The sequence below is a fragment of the Psychroserpens jangbogonensis genome, assembly GCF_000797465.1.
In the GTDB taxonomy this organism is placed as follows: Bacteria; Bacteroidota; Bacteroidia; order Flavobacteriales; family Flavobacteriaceae; genus Psychroserpens; species Psychroserpens jangbogonensis.
The window spans coordinates 68,265-84,784 of record NZ_JSWG01000009.1 but is presented as its reverse complement, the minus strand read 5'-3'; the positions used below and the strand labels follow the sequence as shown (position 1 = coordinate 84,784).

18 protein-coding genes are annotated in these 16,520 nt (G+C 33.8%); 7 read left to right on the top strand and 11 right to left on the bottom strand.

Annotated features, from left to right (window positions below; translation table 11 throughout):
- Window positions 1–26: 26 nt before the first annotated feature.
- Both alr and RH81_RS07475 read right to left on the bottom strand, forming a co-directional pair.
- Window positions 27–1,136, bottom strand: coding sequence for an alanine racemase (gene alr / locus RH81_RS07480; protein ID WP_033959437.1), 1,110 nt, complete (start codon window positions 1,134–1,136; stop codon window positions 27–29).
- The gene (locus RH81_RS07475) at window positions 1,129–1,776 is read right to left on the bottom strand and encodes a thymidine kinase (protein WP_033959436.1); all 648 of its coding nucleotides are present in this window, start codon (window positions 1,774–1,776) and stop codon (window positions 1,129–1,131) included. The genes alr and RH81_RS07475 overlap by 8 nt, the downstream gene beginning before the upstream one ends.
- A gap of 103 nt (window positions 1,777–1,879) precedes the next feature.
- Between RH81_RS07475 and RH81_RS07470 the strand changes: the two genes are divergently transcribed.
- Both RH81_RS07470 and RH81_RS07465 read left to right on the top strand, forming a co-directional pair.
- On the top strand, window positions 1,880–2,608 hold the full coding sequence (locus tag RH81_RS07470) for a hypothetical protein (protein WP_033959435.1): 729 nt from the start codon (window positions 1,880–1,882) through the stop codon (window positions 2,606–2,608).
- A 20-nt stretch (window positions 2,609–2,628) separates the two neighbouring features.
- Window positions 2,629–2,982, top strand: coding sequence for a DoxX family protein (locus tag RH81_RS07465; RefSeq protein ID WP_033959434.1), 354 nt, complete (start codon window positions 2,629–2,631; stop codon window positions 2,980–2,982).
- On the opposite strand, the gene RH81_RS07460 is transcribed toward RH81_RS07465, so the two are convergent.
- Window positions 2,979–6,356, bottom strand: a complete 3,378-nt coding sequence (locus RH81_RS07460; protein WP_152604802.1) for a DUF7933 domain-containing protein — start codon at window positions 6,354–6,356, stop codon at window positions 2,979–2,981. The genes RH81_RS07465 and RH81_RS07460 overlap by 4 nt on opposite strands.
- A gap of 90 nt (window positions 6,357–6,446) precedes the next feature.
- Here RH81_RS07460 and rsmI point away from each other — a divergent pair, with 90 nt between their 5' ends.
- Together rsmI and RH81_RS07450 are read left to right on the top strand one after the other, a co-directional pair.
- A complete protein-coding gene (gene rsmI, locus RH81_RS07455; RefSeq protein ID WP_033959432.1) occupies window positions 6,447–7,118 on the top strand; it encodes a 16S rRNA (cytidine(1402)-2'-O)-methyltransferase in 672 nt (223 codons plus the stop codon).
- 48 nt (window positions 7,119–7,166) lie between these two features.
- On the top strand, window positions 7,167–7,736 hold the full coding sequence (locus RH81_RS07450; RefSeq protein WP_033959430.1) for a uracil-DNA glycosylase family protein: 570 nt from the start codon (window positions 7,167–7,169) through the stop codon (window positions 7,734–7,736).
- A gap of 4 nt (window positions 7,737–7,740) precedes the next feature.
- Here RH81_RS07450 and RH81_RS07445 read toward each other — a convergent pair whose 3' ends face one another.
- Window positions 7,741–8,175 carry a DUF5655 domain-containing protein gene (locus RH81_RS07445; protein WP_033959429.1) on the bottom strand — a complete coding sequence of 145 codons (435 nt, stop codon included), beginning with the start codon at window positions 8,173–8,175 and terminating at the stop codon, window positions 7,741–7,743.
- Between the two features lie 24 nt (window positions 8,176–8,199).
- A complete protein-coding gene (locus RH81_RS07440) occupies window positions 8,200–8,802 on the bottom strand; it encodes a carboxymuconolactone decarboxylase family protein (protein ID WP_033959428.1) in 603 nt (200 codons plus the stop codon).
- A 57-nt stretch (window positions 8,803–8,859) separates the two neighbouring features.
- Here RH81_RS07440 and RH81_RS07435 point away from each other — a divergent pair, with 57 nt between their 5' ends.
- From RH81_RS07435 to RH81_RS07425, 3 genes are read left to right on the top strand one after another with little or no spacing between them, the layout of a single operon-like run.
- A complete protein-coding gene (locus tag RH81_RS07435; RefSeq protein WP_033959427.1) occupies window positions 8,860–9,282 on the top strand; it encodes an OsmC family protein in 423 nt (140 codons plus the stop codon).
- Window positions 9,283–9,304: 22 nt separating this feature from the next.
- Window positions 9,305–10,993 carry a single-stranded-DNA-specific exonuclease RecJ gene (gene recJ / locus RH81_RS07430; RefSeq protein ID WP_033959426.1) on the top strand — a complete coding sequence of 563 codons (1,689 nt, stop codon included), beginning with the start codon at window positions 9,305–9,307 and terminating at the stop codon, window positions 10,991–10,993.
- Window positions 10,994–10,995: 2 nt separating this feature from the next.
- Complete coding sequence (locus RH81_RS07425; protein ID WP_033959425.1) at window positions 10,996–12,282, top strand: MFS transporter; 1,287 nt, start codon at window positions 10,996–10,998, stop codon at window positions 12,280–12,282.
- Here RH81_RS07425 and RH81_RS07420 read toward each other — a convergent pair.
- The 6 genes from RH81_RS07420 to RH81_RS07400 all read right to left on the bottom strand — a co-directional run bounded on the left by RH81_RS07420 (window position 12,279) and on the right by RH81_RS07400 (window position 16,500).
- Window positions 12,279–13,127 (bottom strand): alpha/beta fold hydrolase, encoded by an 849-nt coding sequence (locus RH81_RS07420; protein ID WP_033959424.1) that lies wholly within the window; start codon window positions 13,125–13,127, stop codon window positions 12,279–12,281. The genes RH81_RS07425 and RH81_RS07420 overlap by 4 nt on opposite strands.
- 40 nt (window positions 13,128–13,167) lie before the next feature.
- On the bottom strand, window positions 13,168–13,923 hold the full coding sequence (locus tag RH81_RS07415; protein WP_033960235.1) for a UDP-2,3-diacylglucosamine diphosphatase: 756 nt from the start codon (window positions 13,921–13,923) through the stop codon (window positions 13,168–13,170).
- A 10-nt stretch (window positions 13,924–13,933) separates the two neighbouring features.
- On the bottom strand, window positions 13,934–14,386 hold the full coding sequence (locus RH81_RS07410; RefSeq protein WP_033959423.1) for a 6-pyruvoyl trahydropterin synthase family protein: 453 nt from the start codon (window positions 14,384–14,386) through the stop codon (window positions 13,934–13,936).
- A gap of 101 nt (window positions 14,387–14,487) precedes the next feature.
- Complete coding sequence (locus tag RH81_RS16995) at window positions 14,488–14,637, bottom strand: hypothetical protein (RefSeq protein WP_161791976.1); 150 nt, start codon at window positions 14,635–14,637, stop codon at window positions 14,488–14,490.
- A gap of 31 nt (window positions 14,638–14,668) precedes the next feature.
- A complete protein-coding gene (locus tag RH81_RS07405) occupies window positions 14,669–16,003 on the bottom strand; it encodes an MATE family efflux transporter (RefSeq protein WP_033959422.1) in 1,335 nt (444 codons plus the stop codon).
- The gene (locus RH81_RS07400; RefSeq protein ID WP_033959421.1) at window positions 16,000–16,500 is read right to left on the bottom strand and encodes a GNAT family N-acetyltransferase; all 501 of its coding nucleotides are present in this window, start codon (window positions 16,498–16,500) and stop codon (window positions 16,000–16,002) included. The genes RH81_RS07405 and RH81_RS07400 overlap by 4 nt, the downstream gene beginning before the upstream one ends.
- Window positions 16,501–16,520: the final 20 nt, after the last annotated feature.

Sequence of the window (16,520 nt, the reverse complement as noted above, 5' to 3'; positions counted from 1 at the left end):
TCACAAACGATGATTAGAAAGGTTAACTATATCAAAAACAAACGCTTAACTCTTAAGGAAATAGCGGTTATGATTTCGTAGGAAATCGTTTGAGCAGTTTTGGAAAACTCGGATGCTGAGTGAGGATGATTTCCAAAAATAATGACCTCATCTCCTTCTTTGCAATCAATATTTGTAATATTTACCATAATCATATCCATACAAACATTACCTATAATATGTGCTGGTTTGTCATTAATGATGACATAGCCTTTTCCATTACCATATTGCCTACCAATACCATCTGCATGACCAATAGGAATAGTTGCCGTTTTAATAAAACGCTCACTTTTATAAGCTCTGTTATAACCTACAGTTTCACCTTTTTCAACATGATGAATTTGTGAAATCAAAGATTTTAATGTTGCAATTGGTTTGAAGTTTTTATTTTCTTTTTCCGAATTCCCAAAGCCATATAATCCAATACCAATTCTTACCATATCTAAATGAGCTTCAGGATAATTTATAATTCCCGATGTGTTACAAATATGAAGCATGGGTTGGTATCCTATCTTTTTAGAAAACTCTTTTGCGATTGATTCAAAATTTTGAATTTGTTGACGAGAAAAGTCTTTTTCCGAAAGATCTTCACTAGCTGCTAAATGTGAAAACACAGATTTAGTGATTATAGAATTTGTCTCTTCTAATTTTGAAATGATATAGTCCACATCATTTGCGCCAAACCCTAACCTATTTAAACCAGTATTAAATTTAATGTGAACAGGATAATTGCTCTGCTCTTCTTCTTTAGCTACAGAAATAAATTCATTTAAAATCTTTGCATTATATAGACTTGGTTCAAGACACTTTTCAATAAGTGTTTTGAAATTTATAGCTTGAGGATGTAGGACTAAAATTGGTTTTACAATTCCGGCATCTCTAAGAGCGACGCCTTCAGAGACATACGCTACTGCAAAATAATCAACGTTTAAATCTTGTAGATAGTTTGCAATTGTGCCTGGATGACTTCCGTATGCAAAAGCCTTCACTACAGCCAAGGTTTTTGTATCTTTTTGTGTTATAGATTTTAGATACTCGAAGTTGTGTTTGAGCGCTTTTAAATCTATTTCAAGTACAGTTTCTTGCGCTTTAGGCATTAGAGTTGTTTTTTTTTGCCTCTACTTCTTCCGCATCATTGACTTTCATGTTTCTTACTTTATCACGAAGCATTGCTTTATAATATGCTGCTCTACTTAATGGTTCATATTCATCAACTTCACCAAGAAGAACAAGGCTATCACTAGCAGATTTTCTGTAACTGTATTGTGCTAAATTCCCAGTGCGTGTACAAATGGCATGCACTTTAGTTACGTATTCTGCCGTTGCCATTAAATTTGGCATTGGTCCAAACGGATTACCTTTAAAATCCATATCTAAACCAGCTACAATTACACGAACACCTTTATTAGCTAAATCATTACATACGCGAACAATTTCATCATCAAAAAACTGAGCTTCGTCAATACCAACAACGTCACAGCCATCTGCTAAAATAGGAATATTAGCAGCTGCAGGAACAGGTGTTGAACGGATTTCATTTGAGTCATGAGACACAACCATTTCTTCGTCATAACGTACGTCAATCGCAGGTTTGAAGATTTCAACCTTTTGTCTAGCAAATTTGGCACGTTTGAGTCTGCGTATCAGTTCTTCTGTTTTACCAGAAAACATTGAGCCACAAATAACTTCAATCCATCCAAATTGTTCTTTATGATTTACTGTATTTTCAAGAAACATTTTGTAATTTTAACACTAAAACAAACCCTTTGCTCGTTTTGAATATAGGTGGCGTAAATTTATTAAAAATCAATCGCAAAAATCGGTTTTAAATTTAAAAGTTATGAAGAAGAAGCTAGAATCTGAATTAGTAAGCATTGCTCACAGAATTTTAAAACTAAAAGGGCAGGAGGATGTTTCAAAAATGCATACAGAAGTTTCTGCTCTATATGAAAAGTTGAGTGTTCTAAAATTTGCACATCAAAATTTCGATGGAGACCTGCCTACCATTGGAAGTAATTCTTCTTTCTTTGGTATGTTGGATACTGCTTTTAATAATAAAGTAAGTGATAATATTGAAATTGAGGACAAGATCTATGTTAATCTTGACGAAAATGAAGATGATCATATCTATGAGCCAGTAATGGAAAAAATAAAAGATATGGTAGCCCAAATGCCTCAGGAGTCTCAGCAGGTTGATGAGATGATAGAAACTGTGGTTTCCGAAAAGGAAAACCCAGTAACACATTTAGAAGATATTACTGCTGGTTTTGAGGAAATGCCAGAATTTGAACCTGTTTCGGAAGCTAATGCTAAAAAATCATTAAATGATGAACTTAAAAAAGGTACTTTAAATATCGGTCTTAATGATAAGCTAGCATTTATAAAACAACTTTTTGATGGTAAAACTGAAGACTATGATCGTGTCGTTTCTCAATTAAATACTACACAATCTTTTGAAGATGCCACTCGACTTATAAACGATATTGTAAAACCAGATTATAATGATTGGTCTGGAAAAGAAGAGGTAGAAAAACGTTTTATGGAAATTGTTGAAAGTAAGTTTGCCTAACAAAGAACGACTTTCAATAAATGAAAATTAAAAATATAATTTACTGGATAAGTACAATTGCATTGAGTTTAGTGTTTCTATACTCGGCTCAGATGTATGTTTTTAAAACAGAAATGATTAAAGGTTTTTTCGAAAGCTTTAATTACCCAACCTACATTGTAATTCCTTTAGCTCTTGTAAAGATTTTAGGGGTTGTAATGATTTTATGGCGTAAAAGTAATTGGCTTACAGAATGGGCATATGCTGGTTTTTTCTTTGATTTAGTTTTGGCTACTGCAGCACATGCTAACGCTGGACACGCAATTGGGCTATCTGTGTTTGCGATGCCAATTCTTTTTGTCTCATACTTTCTTGGGAAAGAAGTAAGGTCTTAATAATTTAAATATACCCAACCAATAACCGGTTTTATAGATTCTGAAATTTCTAAAATGTAAAAATAAGTTCCAACAGGAAGTAAGCCTGAATTATTAGGAAATCCCTTGTTTGCTCTACCATTCCAATTGTTCTTATAGGCTTTAGTTTGGAATACAAGTGTTCCGTATCGATTAAATATTTTTATTGAATTTTCTGGATAAAGCTCCAAGCAAGGAATCATGAAAAAATCATTAAAACCATCATTATTCGGAGAAATTCCTTCAGGAATATTTAAACAATTATTAACTGAAGTTTCAGCGGAATCTTCATTATTTGTATCATCTCTATCAATTTCATTCACCTGATTTAAAACAGCAATGTTTAGTAAATCTTCTGAAGAAATCACACGAACAGTAATGGTTAGACTTTCAGATTGATTAGGGCTTAAAGTAGATAGACTCCAAATAGAAGATCCTGTATCGAAAAGACCTTGTGTGGCAGTGTGCGATGTATATTGATAACCAATAGGTAGGTTCTCTAAAATTTCAATTTGAGTGGCGGTTGTTGTACCAATATTAGTTGTTGTAATTGTAAAATCTATTTCATCATTTAAAAACACGGAAGTTTCGGATACCGATTTTAATACTTCAATGTCAACATCTGAAGTGTCCTCAAGAACAGTAAGTGTTGCTTCTGTTTGCGTCGTGTCAATATTATTCTGATCACTAAAACTGGAGTTGTCATTTAGATATATTCCAATGATATCTGAAGTCACCTGTACAGAGAATGTACAACTATTAACACCTTCGGGAAATGTTAAACCAGTTACACCAACAAAGCTGTCTTCTGTATTTCCAATGAAGTTTGCGATACATCCATTAGCATTTAACCAAGCAGGAGAACCAACTAATCGTAACTCTGGAGCAAGATTGTCAGTATACGCAATATCAGTTTGTGCAGGATTTACGGCTAAATTATTAATGGTAAAGGTGAGAGTACTTATTGCTCCTGTTATAATAGTTTCAGGATTGTAACTTTTAGTTAAAGTTGGTGATACGACTTGAGCGTTACTAATAGAAATATTAGTTTCTGGCGTCAATTCTTCATTATTAATGGCACTAGGAAATACATCTGCAGTATTATTAAAAACACCTCCATAATTTGGAGCCATTACAGGAATCAAAATTCGTATGGTTGAACCTGCTTCAAGTATAGGAATAGTTCCAGTAACTATAGAACCATTTACATTAAAGTTAGTAATACACGTCGCTGTTCCGGTTTCTACTTGACAAGTTGGAGGTCCAATAATGGTGAACGCAGGATTTACAACATTAGAGAATGTAGCATCAATGGCTGTAGAGCTTGTATTACTATTCGTAATATCAACAATCCAATTGAATGTTGAATTTACAGAAATAGACGACGACGATGGAAACGTTTGAATAATTAAATCAACACATGGTGTGAAATAAGTGGTTGAAGAAAACCCATTATTAGTAAAATTACCATCAGGAATTCCACCATAGGCCAATACATTTACATTATTGATAACAGGTATTGGCTCGTTATTGCAATCGGGAAACCAAGAATGAACAGTTCTAAATGTAACTGAAGACCCAACTGGCATGAACCAATTATCATCTTCTGTAATTTCCCAAAATGTAGAATCTGCTGAGTTTTGATCTATTTCTATATCAATATTTTGAATCGTTATAGAGCCACAAGATGCTCCTCCAGTTGCAGATATACAGTCTACACTTCTTAAAATGCTCGTGGCACCAAATCCAGAATTGGCATATAAATCTACCAAGGTCATAAAGGTGTCTTCATCACCAATGTTACTAGCTGTAATTTCATAAGTTACATTTCCCCAAGGCATCGGATTTTGATCAGAACCACCAATAGGTAACTGAGGATCTATTTGGGTTTTTGTAACGGCTAAATCTGAAAACGCACATTGTTCAGCAGGAAAAAGGACAACAAAATCATCATCAAAATTATTGCTGTAATCGATATCAATTATATCGTCAGGAATTATATTTATAGCGCTTCTTATTTGTGAAGTAAATAGTTGTGGGTTAGGATTGCATTGAGGTTCTACATAATTTAAAACCGTTTCCACAGTAATTGTTCCTCCTGCAGGAATATCAAAATCAAAAGTATTCCAAGATTCTCCATTCAAGCTAAACGTAACATCACTGCAAACAAAGGGACCAGTTGTTCCTAGGCAAGTCACACTTATTAAATTCCAGGTTCCAGCTGCTGAGGTTAAGTTTTGAAGAAAGAATCGAATAGGCACATCAAATGTTCCAAGATTTGAGACAACGGTTTCTAATATGACAATATCACTCCAATCACTAATACCTCCACTTGCAGGTTGAATCACTTCGGTTTCAATTGCAACATCAGTAAGCAAACAAGCTTCAGGAGTTAACAAAAGGGTATTGACAAAATTTGATTCGTTTGGAGAAACATTGTCGTGATCTAGTCCAATTTCCACGAAACTCTCGATATTAATAACATCAGGAGTTTCAGCACATCGACCTTCAAGGAATTTAACAACGATTTCAAAACTAATAGTGCCATTAATTGGAAACACAACCTCTTCATTAAATGCGAAAATTTCAGAAGTATTCTCTAGACTTACAATGCTTGTCGAAAATGGAATAGATTCAGGACAAAGGACACCATTTGTTGTGGCTATACATTCTATAGATTGAATTTGTATGTCTGGCTCTCCGTTTTCTATAGGATTACTATTCATATTCATATTGAACACATCTATTGGAAACGCAATAATACTGTTATTACTTATTGTAAGCTGATAAGTAACATCGTCTCCCCAAGCATTTATTGGTGTGCTTTCATTTGGTGTAATTTGATTAAGAGTAACCGTAAAATCGATATCAATATCTGTAACATCTAAGGAGATGATAGATTGGTTATTAGCCTCATCAACATCAGTAGTGTTTACAGGAGGAAAGACAGAAACATTAGTTGCAATTCCGCCCACGAATGTTGGTGCAATTACAGTAACTTTTACTTCAATGCTAGAATTTGATGGGAGTGTTGTTATGCTTCCAGATAAGTCATTTGTGTTGTCGTCTAAAACTAAGTCTGTAACAATACCAGCTCCACCAGTTGCATTTTGATATTCAAAAGAAACGACATTTACATTAGCATTAATTTCTTGAGTAAATGTTGCATTGTCAACCAGATTACCAGAATTAAGAATCGTGATGATGTACTGGAATTCTTGGTAAATATGAACTTGGGATACTTCTGTATTACTTGTATTTTGTGCTTCAACCAATACCGCTAAATCTGTAGTTTGGGCTTCAGATTGAAAATAGGAAGCACATAAAAAAAGAAAAAAAAGATACCTTTTTAACATTGGTTGGTTTATTTCTAGATGCCAAATAGTGATAATGGTTGCGTTAATATAGACTAAAGATTGTAAATTTGAAAACAATCAAAATTATTAATGAGTAAACTTTATATTGTTCCAACTCCAATAGGAAATTTAAAAGACATGACTTTTAGAGCCGTTGAGGTCCTAAAGGAAGTCGATTTAATTCTTGCTGAAGACACACGTACTTCAGGAAAACTATTGAAGCATTTTGAAATCGGAACACACATGCAAAGTCATCACATGCATAATGAGCATAGAATGGTTGAAGGTTTGATTCAGAAACTGAAAAGTGGATTAACTATTGCACTTATTAGTGATGCAGGAACACCTGCTATTTCAGATCCTGGATTTTTATTAACGAGAGCTTGCGTTGAACACCAAATTAATGTAGAATGTTTGCCAGGTGCAACAGCTTTTGTGCCAGCACTTGTAAATTCTGGATTGCCAAATGACAAGTTTGTATTTGAAGGTTTTCTTCCCGTGAAAAAAGGAAGACAAACCAGATTATTATTATTAGCTGAAGAACCTCGAACTATTATTTTTTATGAGAGTCCACATAAACTTCTAAAAACACTAGCAAGTTTTTGTGAGTATTTTGGAGAAAACAGATCCGTTTCTGTATCACGAGAGTTAACCAAGCTTTATGAAGAAACAATAAGAGGCACAGCAAAAGAAGTCTTAGATTATTACACGAATAAACCTCCAAAAGGCGAAATAGTAATAGTTGTTGCTGGCAACAAATAGTTCTTAATGGACATTTAATTATTATCACTCAAATGTAAATTTGTTTTTATGGATGCATTATTAAATAGCATAAGACAATGCAGTACCTGCGAAGCACACTTACCACTTGGTCCAAGACCAATTGCTACTGGTCATCCAAATTCTAAAATTGTTATTATTGGTCAAGCACCAGGAACTAAAGTACATGCTTCTGGAATTCCCTGGGATGATGCATCTGGAAGACAATTACGTAAATGGCTAAATGTCTCTGATGAAGACTTTTATGACGAAACTAAATTTGCAATTATTCCTATGGGATTTTGTTATCCAGGAAAAGGGAAAAGTGGCGACTTACCACCAAGACCAGAATGTGCTCCACAATGGCATCAGCCTTTGTTTGACCATATGAATAATGTGGAATTGGTTATTTTAATCGGAATGTATGCTCAGAAGTATTATTTAAAAGATCAAGCTAAACGCACTTTAACTGAAACCGTTGCGAATTATAAAGATTACTTACCTAAATATTTCACATTACCACATCCTAGTCCGAGAAACCGATTTTGGTTAACTAAGAATCCTTGGTTTGAAGGAGAAGTTGTTCCTAAGTTGAAAGAGAAAATTAGTAATCTGCTCTAAAACATTAATTCTTTATTTTAGAAATAATCAATCCTTGATTGATGTATTTTGCAGTAGTATCTTCTAGAGCCAAATCAATTGCAGATTTAATTAAGGTTTCAACATCTTTATTTCTGTAGTCACTTTTTGTTTTAATTGGAATATGACGAATCCATTTCCCAGTGCCTTGCAATAACTTTTTAGGATCATTAATAACAGTTCCTTTGTTAAATCCAAGATTGAGGTGATTGGTATATATAGGAATCATACAAAAGCCGTCACCCATTTTTTCTAAAACCGTATACAATGATGTAAGTGCATGCGTATGATATAATAATTCATTGCTTTTAGGATGCATTTCTAAAACATACTCACGTAAGTCTGTATATAAATCAATTAACGATTGGTCTTTATGCTTTAAATGATTTAAAAAATCAGGATGAATTGTTCTTTTGCTCATTGTTTAAGACCTAAAGCTTATAATTTAATACTTAGAACCATCATGTTTTCCAACTTCGAAACCATGTTTTCCTAGGTATTGATTACCGCTTTCTACAGCGTCTTCTTCTATAGATGTTCCCATAGAATCATTCCAACGATTAAGATATCCAAACAATGAAATTACACCAAGCATCTCTACAATTTCACCTTCATCCCAATGCTCGTATAGGCGTTTTTTAATATCAGCATCTACACCATTTGGTACTTGAGAAGCTGCTAAACTAAAATCAAGAGCTGCACGTTCTGCTTCTGAAAAAGCAGAGTGCGTTCTGTATTCCCAAATATTATCTAACTGTTCTTGTTCAGCACCATAACGTTCTGCAGCACGAATAGCATGAGCTTGACAATAACGACAACCAGTAGAATTACTACTAACCCAAGCAATCATGCGTTTTAAGGCTGAGTTCACTCGACCTTCGTTAGCCATAACAGCTTTATTTAAATTGATAAATGCCTTGCTAATTGCAGGACGTCGCTGCATTGTTAGAACTGAGTTTGGACAAAATCCAAGGGTTTCATTAAAGAACTCTGCAAGCTGTTTTGTTTCCGGATCGTGCTCTGCAGATAATGGTGTAACTAATGCCATATGTTTATTTTTTTAGTGGTATTTTTGAGTTAACAAGTAACGAAAAATTCTTTAGATATGTCTCATAAAGTAGTCACACACTGGAAAGGAAACTTACAATTTGATTCAGATAATCCTAGTGGGAAAACCTTACTTATGGATACATCACCTGAAAATGGAGGTTATAATTCTGGATTAGCGCCTAAAGCCCTGATGTTATCGTCGCTTGCAGGTTGTTCTGGATTAGATGTCGTGTCTATTCTGAAGAAAATGAAAGTCCCTTTTTCCGATTTTAGAATTGATACTTATGGAGAGCTTACAGATGAGCACCCAAAATATTACCATTCAGTTTCTGTTGAATATCATTTGTATGGTGATAATTTAGATGAAGGCAAGATTAAGAAAGCAGTAGATCTTTCAATTGAAAAGTATTGTGGTGTGATGGAAATGTTCAGAAGATTCGCAGACGTAAAAACATCTATTCATTATCATAATATATAGCGAAAATTTTCTATATTAGTGCATGCGGTGGACTTTAAAACCAAAACCAGATTCTAAGATTGTTGAAGACTTACAAAAAGCACTTCAGGTAGATCGTTCTGTTTCGACGTTATTAATTCAACGAGGTATAGATACATATGAAGCGGCTAAAACATTTTTTAGACCGAGTTTAGATGATTTACATGATCCATTTTTAATGAAAGATATGGATTTGGCTGTTGAGCGAATCGAAGCAGCACTTCTTCAAAATGAAAACATTCTAGTTTACGGTGATTACGATGTTGATGGCACAACTTCCGTAGCGCTAATGTCATCTTATTTAAAAACGAAGTCCGATAATATCGCGACGTACATACCAGATCGATATGACGAAGGTTATGGTGTGTCATATAAAGGAATTGACTTTGCTCATGATAACGATTTCACACTAATTGTCGCATTAGATTGCGGAATAAAAGCTATTGATAAGGTAAATTATGCTGCTGAAAAAGGCATCGATTTTATTATTTGTGATCATCACAGACCAGGAAATGACCTTCCAAAAGCAATTGCGGTTTTAGATCCAAAGCGGGAGGATTGTGAATATCCTTATAAAGATTTATGTGGATGTGGTGTTGGATTCAAATTAATTCAAGCTTTAGCATCAAAAGAAGGTCAGTCAGTTGAAGCATTAGCAGAATACTTAGACTTAGTTGCCACAGCAATTGGAGCAGATATAGTTCCTATAACTGGAGAAAATAGGGCTTTGGCCTATTTCGGACTACAAGTCATAAATAATAATCCAAGACCTGGAATCAAAGTTATTATTTCTGAAGTAGATAAAAAAGAGCTAACAATTACCGATGTTGTGTTTATAGTAGCACCAAGAATTAATGCAGCTGGTAGAATGAAACACGGTAATCATGCCGTGACATTACTTACTGAAATGGATTTAAACCTCGCAGCAGCATATGCTATAGATATTAATAAATTCAACCTTGATAGAAGAGAAGCTGACCAAAGAATCACAAAAGAAGCACTGATTCAAATTGAGGAAAACGGAGAAGAAGATAGACTAACTTCTGTAGTATACCACGAGTCTTGGCATAAAGGTGTTATTGGAATTGTGGCTTCTCGATTAATAGAAACGTATTACAGACCTACCTTAGTGTTTACTAAAAGTGGAGATAAATTAGCTGCTTCTGCAAGATCGGTTAAAGGCTTTGATGTTTATAATGCTTTGGAAGCGTGTGGCGAACATATTGAACAATTTGGTGGTCATAAATATGCAGCAGGTTTAACACTTAAAAAAGAAAATTATGAAGCTTTTAAACAAGCATTTGAAGATGAAGTTTCTAAAACAATAGACCGAAATTTACTTACTCCTGAAATTCAAATCGATGAACTCATTGAATTGAGAGACATCACTCCAAAGTTTTACCGGATCATCCGTCAGTTTGCGCCATTTGGTCCTGGAAATATGACACCGATTTTCATGACCGAAAACGTACAGGATACAGGTTATGGTAAGTGTGTTGGAGAAGACGATAAACATTTACGTTTAACAGCATCGCAAGGGTCTCAAAAAATCATTGGAATTGCATTCAATTTAGGAAATAAATTAGAGTTGATTCAAAATAAAAAGCCATTTAAAACAGTCTATTCTATTGACGAGAACCATTGGCAAGGCAAGGTGAGTTTACAGCTAAAAATTAGAGATATTAAGGGATAAATATGGCGAAAAAAGACCCATACGCAGCATTGCGGTATCGAGAATTCAATATTTTTATATTGGTCCGTTTTGCTCTAGTATTTGGTTGGTCTATGCAATTTGTTATTATTGAATGGCAGGTTTATGCGCTAACAAAAGATCCTCTATATATAGGTTTAATTGGGTTAATGGAAATTATTCCAGCCTTAGGAATGGCGCTTTTTGCTGGACATATTGTAGACCAAAGAGAGAAGAGAAATCTACTTGCGGTTTGTATTGCTTTGTTTTCGATTATTAGTTTTGGACTGTTTTGGATTACATCTCCAGAAATATCTGAAACATGGTCTGTTAAACATATATTGTATTCCATTTATGCGCTTGTATTTTTTGGTGGACTTTTACGATCCTTTTTTGGACCTTCAATATTTTCATTAGTAGCTTTAATTGTTCCCAAAAAGGTTTATCCCAATGCAGCCACTTGGAATAGTTCGACGTGGCAAATGGCTCGCGTTTTAGGTGTAGCTTTTGCTGGATTTTCTATTAGTTGGCTTGGTGAAAATGATCAAATGGGAGTCCACTGGTCACTTTGTATAGTTTTCGGATTAGTAATGTTTTCATTAGTAATGTTATTTCAAATTAAAAAGAAACCTGTTTTAAATCCGAATATTGGAGAACCACTAGTTCAAAGTTTAAAGGAAGGTGTCAATTTTGTGTTTAAAACGAAGGCTATTTTAGGAGCTTTGACTTTAGATATGATTTCTGTATTGTTTGGAGGCGCAATCGCTTTAGCTGCTGTATTTGCTACAGACATTTTAAATGTAGGTCCAGAAGGCTTTGGTCTTTTGGTTGCTGCACCAAATGTTGGGTCATTTTTAACAATGTTGGTTACTGCATATATTCCAATTGTTAAAAAGGCAGGTATAAAGTTACTTGTTGCTGTTTTCGGATTTGGTTTAAGTATTATCGCTTTTGGATTGTCCTCAGTGTTTTGGATTTCTGTTATTGCTTTATTCCTTAGTGGTATTTTTGATGGTGTTTCTATGGTGATTCGTCAAACTATTCTTCAGTTGAAAACACCAGACCATATGCGAGGTCGTGTATCTTCTGTGAATTCTATGTTTGTTGGATCTTCAAATGAATTAGGTGCTTTTGAAAGCGGATTAACAGCTAAAATTATGGGAACAGCTACTGCTGTAGTCTTTGGAGGCACAATGACTTTAATTACTGTGATAACAACGGCTACGGTATTGCCTTCGTTTAGGAAATTAGACTTAACAAAAGATATAGAAGAGCATGAAAATGCAGATTAGTTTTTTAAAAATTTTAGAATTAAGCTATTTATTTGCTTAGGTTGTTCTTCTTGAATGAAATGTTTTGCATCTATCAGATGAATATTTTTTTGCGAAGAGATTAAAAATTCATTCACCTTATCCTTCATTTTATCAAAGACTAAAAAATCATCCTCTTTACCCCAAATTATTAATTTTGGCATGTTTAATTGACTCACAATGTTAGTGTAATCAGGTAAATCATTACATGTATTACTGAAGAACTGATACATAGCTTTTGTTTTGCCTTCTAGTAAAGGTGTTTTATAGCCTTCAATATCTAACTGGGTTAGTTCTGTATCACTCTTTAGACCAGTTTTAAACAAGCCATTTAGCATTACATTCGTTGTAATTCCGGTGCTATACATCGCCATAATGCACTTAGCAATAATTCCTTTTTTGAAGCGAATAGGTGGATTAAATCCTTCCTTGAAAATAATGGTGTTTAAAATGATTAACGCATTAATTTTTTCTGGAGCAACCTTTATAAGTTCCCAAGTCCATAAACCGCCTGCATCATGAAATACATGGTTCCAAGAGTTTATGTTAAGAAACGACATTAATTCAAGTAATCTTTTTGCATGTTCTTGAGGCGCATAAATGTCATATCCTTTTGGTGAATCACTCGAGCCAAAACCTAACATGTCTGGAACAATTACACGATAATTGTTTGACAATTCATCTATCATCTTTCTGAAGAGCCAACCAGAAGTTGGAATACCATGAAGTAAAAGCAAAACATCACCTTCACCTTTATCAATATATTTTAGGGTTCCGTTGGAAGACAGAAAGGATTGTTGCGTATCCCTAAATTGAGAATATGTCATGATATTAGTTTCCCTTTTGGTCGAAGGAGTTAGTGTAAACCTACTTAAAGTTTTTTAACTCAAAGTCTTTGCCATCGAAAACACCATAAGTATAATATTGAATCCAATCACCAAGATTTACATATTTAGAGTCGTTTTCTAAATCGACAGTCATTGGTAAGTGACGATGTCCATATACGAAATAGTCGCGATGAGCTTCCTTTAATTTTGTACCACTATACTGAATGAGCCATTCTTTGTCTGCACCTAGATAGGTGGCATCGTGCTCTCCTGAAATCAATTTATTTTTAACTGAAAGATATTGGGCAACCTTCATCCCAATATCTGGATGTAGCCACTTAAACAGAAACTTAAATACAGGATTAGTAAATACTTTTTTCATGCGTTTATAACCTTTGTCAAAAGGTCCTAACCCATCTCCATGAGCAATATAAAAAGAGGTGTCGTTGAAAACAAATTCTTTAGGTTTATGAAATACAGGAATATTGAGTTCGTTTTCAAAATAACCATTCATCCATAAATCGTGATTACCAACAAAGAAATAAATCGGAATTCCAGAATCACTTATTTCAGCGAGTTTTCCTAAAGTTCTTACAAAGCCCTTAGGAACAACTGTTCCATATTCAAACCAAAAATCAAATAAATCACCTAATAAAAAAATGGCAGCAGCATCAGTTTTAACTTCATCTAACCAAGCTACAAATTTCTTTTCGCGAGGCAGAGAAGCTTCCATCGTTGGTGCTCCCAAATGGTTGTCTGAAGCAAAATAGATAGATTTCCCTTCAGGGATTTTTATGTATGTTGGTTTAATCATTATCTGAAGCAAACCACTGCGCATATGAGGTTGCTGTTTCTTGTAGTTTTAAAGAGTGTAGTTTTATATTCTTTGGTAATCTGTTTTTTATTTTTTTCGCAAAATCAATCACCATCATTTCACTAGTTGGTTGATAATCTACAAGCAATACATTATGATCTCGTGCTTGAAGTTCCCTTGCAAGTTCAACATGAGGCGTGTTTTTATTAAAAACCGTTGCATGGTCAAAGACATCTACAATGTCTTCTTTCACTATTTTCTTTAGATCGCTAAAATCTATAACCATTCCGAACTTCACATTGGTACTATCTGAAATGGGTTGACCAATAACAGTCACATCTAATCTGTAACTATGTCCATGAACGTTTTTGCATTTTCCATCATAACCATATAAGGCATGACCTGTTTCAAAAGAAAACTGTTTTGTAATACGAATATTGCTCATTATCGTTTTTTGTTCCGGTTAATGAAATATATAACAACGAGTACTATTCCTAAAATAAGAAACAAACCACTTCCACTTAAAAAAGACATAAAATCCATAAACTATTTTTTAGATTTATTTTTAAAATACCTGAACACAAAAAACGCTAACACTAAAATAATGACATAAGGCAAGTTTTGTCCAATAGCATAACCAACATCATAACTTGAGTTATTAGATTCTGAATCTTGAAATAGAGATATCAAAAGCATATTCATGTTTAAGGTAAATTATCGCTCAAAGTTACGTCTTTTGGGAAAGCGATAAAAATTGTTGTCTGAATTTTATGATTAAAGGTATTCCTCTTGCAATTATCCATAGTGTTAAAGCAATAAATACAGCGTAAAGTTTTAGGTTATAACTGTCGAGCAAGAACAAAACAGGTATGAAAACTAATCCTGTTGATAGTATTAATAAGTTTCTTAAAAATTTCATTTTGCCCATGCCTTTAAATATGCCATCAAAAATAAAGGCTAAAGCACAAAAAGGTTGCATTACTAATACAATCCAAAAGACTTTATAAAATTCATCTAAGACCAATTGATCTTGAGTAAAAATGGAACCCACAAAATTATAAGAAAGCAACCCTAAAGCAGTTAAAATAACTCCGACACCAATTCCACATTTAATTAAGAATTGACTGAGTTCAACCAATTTCTTATAGTTTTTAGCGCCTAGATATTTACCAGATAGAATATTTCCAGCGCTGGCATAACCATCAATTATAAAAGCACCCAAGAACCAAAGATTAATGGCAATGGTATACGCTGCAATATATTCAGTTCCATAAGAAGTTGCAAAACGCGTTGCAAAATACAATGTTGCATTTAGAGCTAATGTTCTCACAAATAAGTTGAGAATCATTATGGTGAAATTCTTGATTTCTGAATTAAAAGGAAACGTAATTCTTAAAGAAATATCTGTCTTTTTCAATAAGAAGTAAGCCGAGCATAATGCCATAATAATTTGAGCAATGACACTTGCATAAGCTGCACCTTTAATATGCATTGGACTAACAACACCTTCAATACCGTAAACTAAAGCAAAATCTAAAATAACGTTTACTATAGTTCCAATTATGGCAATTATCATTGGATAAAAGGTGTTCTGAAGACCTCTAAAAGTTCCAAAAATTGCAATAGTAAATAGAGTAAATGGAAATCCGAAAACTCGAATATGATAATAGTCTATACTATACTCTAAAATAAGATTTGACGCATTATAGAGTTTGAAAATCTGAGAAGCAAATGGCCATGTTGTAATTATTATAAGAATGCTTAAAGAGGTTATGATAAAAATGGCTTGTGCAGGTAAGTTTTTCACTTTATCCAATTCATTAGCGCCAAGGTGCTGTGAAACAATAGACGATATTGCGCTTCTTGTTTGACCTAAGACCCAAATGAGCATAGAAATAAAAGTTCCAACAATACCAACAGCTGCTAATGATTCAGCAGCATTATAATCTACATTACCAATAATTGCAGTATCAGTTAAAGATAGAATAGGCTCCGCAACTCCAGCAATTAATGCAGGAATGGCTAGTTTGTTGATATTTTTTAATGTGATTTCTGTTTTCAAAGGACTAGTTCATAACAATAAAAAGGATGTTTGCTTTGCTTCGGAAAAAAGATATTACTCAATTTTTGATATCCACGAAGTTCGTAAAATTTTTGATTTCTGCTGTTTTGAGAAAAGGTATCTAATCTCACAGATGTATGGTTATTTTCTATTGAATAATTTTCAGCAAAATTCATTAAATCTTGAGCATATCCTTTTCCTTGATGCTTCGGATGAATTGCCAAACGATGAATATAGATGTTATTCTCATTAGGTGTTAACCATTGTATTGGAATGTACTCTTCATCCATGAGTATTGAGATGACGATACAACCTATAATAGTATTTTCAACTTCTAAAACATAAAGTTCATCTCGTTTAACATCATTTTCAAAAGGCGTTCTATTTGGATAGTGTTCGTTCCATTGAAATATGTTTCGAGCAATCATATATCTCGCACAAGCTCTTGTAATATCTATAATGCTATCAATATCTTTTAGTGTTGCTTTTCGTATCATTTTTAATAGTTACCTTTGTC

Excerpts from the sequence above, each read along its gene's own strand:
- RH81_RS07425 (WP_033959425.1), top strand. The coding sequence starts at position 10,996 with ATGGCGAAAAAAGACCCATACGCAGCATTGCGGTATCGAGAATTCAAT.
- RH81_RS07460 (WP_152604802.1), bottom strand. The coding sequence starts at position 6,356 with ATGTTAAAAAGGTATCTTTTTTTTCTTTTTTTATGTGCTTCCTATTTT.
- RH81_RS07440 (WP_033959428.1), bottom strand. The coding sequence starts at position 8,802 with ATGGCATTAGTTACACCATTATCTGCAGAGCACGATCCGGAAACAAAA.
- alr (WP_033959437.1), bottom strand. The coding sequence starts at position 1,136 with ATGCCTAAAGCGCAAGAAACTGTACTTGAAATAGATTTAAAAGCGCTC.
- rsmI (WP_033959432.1), top strand. The coding sequence starts at position 6,447 with ATGAGTAAACTTTATATTGTTCCAACTCCAATAGGAAATTTAAAAGAC.
- RH81_RS07465 (WP_033959434.1), top strand. The coding sequence starts at position 2,629 with ATGAAAATTAAAAATATAATTTACTGGATAAGTACAATTGCATTGAGT.
- RH81_RS07470 (WP_033959435.1), top strand. The coding sequence starts at position 1,880 with ATGAAGAAGAAGCTAGAATCTGAATTAGTAAGCATTGCTCACAGAATT.
- RH81_RS07475 (WP_033959436.1), bottom strand. The coding sequence starts at position 1,776 with ATGTTTCTTGAAAATACAGTAAATCATAAAGAACAATTTGGATGGATT.
- RH81_RS07410 (WP_033959423.1), bottom strand. The coding sequence starts at position 14,386 with ATGAGCAATATTCGTATTACAAAACAGTTTTCTTTTGAAACAGGTCAT.
- RH81_RS07445 (WP_033959429.1), bottom strand. The coding sequence starts at position 8,175 with ATGAGCAAAAGAACAATTCATCCTGATTTTTTAAATCATTTAAAGCAT.
- RH81_RS16995 (WP_161791976.1), bottom strand. The coding sequence starts at position 14,637 with ATGCTTTTGATATCTCTATTTCAAGATTCAGAATCTAATAACTCAAGT.
- recJ (WP_033959426.1), top strand. The coding sequence starts at position 9,305 with ATGCGGTGGACTTTAAAACCAAAACCAGATTCTAAGATTGTTGAAGAC.
- RH81_RS07400 (WP_033959421.1), bottom strand. The coding sequence starts at position 16,500 with ATGATACGAAAAGCAACACTAAAAGATATTGATAGCATTATAGATATT.
- RH81_RS07420 (WP_033959424.1), bottom strand. The coding sequence starts at position 13,127 with ATGACATATTCTCAATTTAGGGATACGCAACAATCCTTTCTGTCTTCC.
- RH81_RS07435 (WP_033959427.1), top strand. The coding sequence starts at position 8,860 with ATGTCTCATAAAGTAGTCACACACTGGAAAGGAAACTTACAATTTGAT.
- RH81_RS07450 (WP_033959430.1), top strand. The coding sequence starts at position 7,167 with ATGGATGCATTATTAAATAGCATAAGACAATGCAGTACCTGCGAAGCA.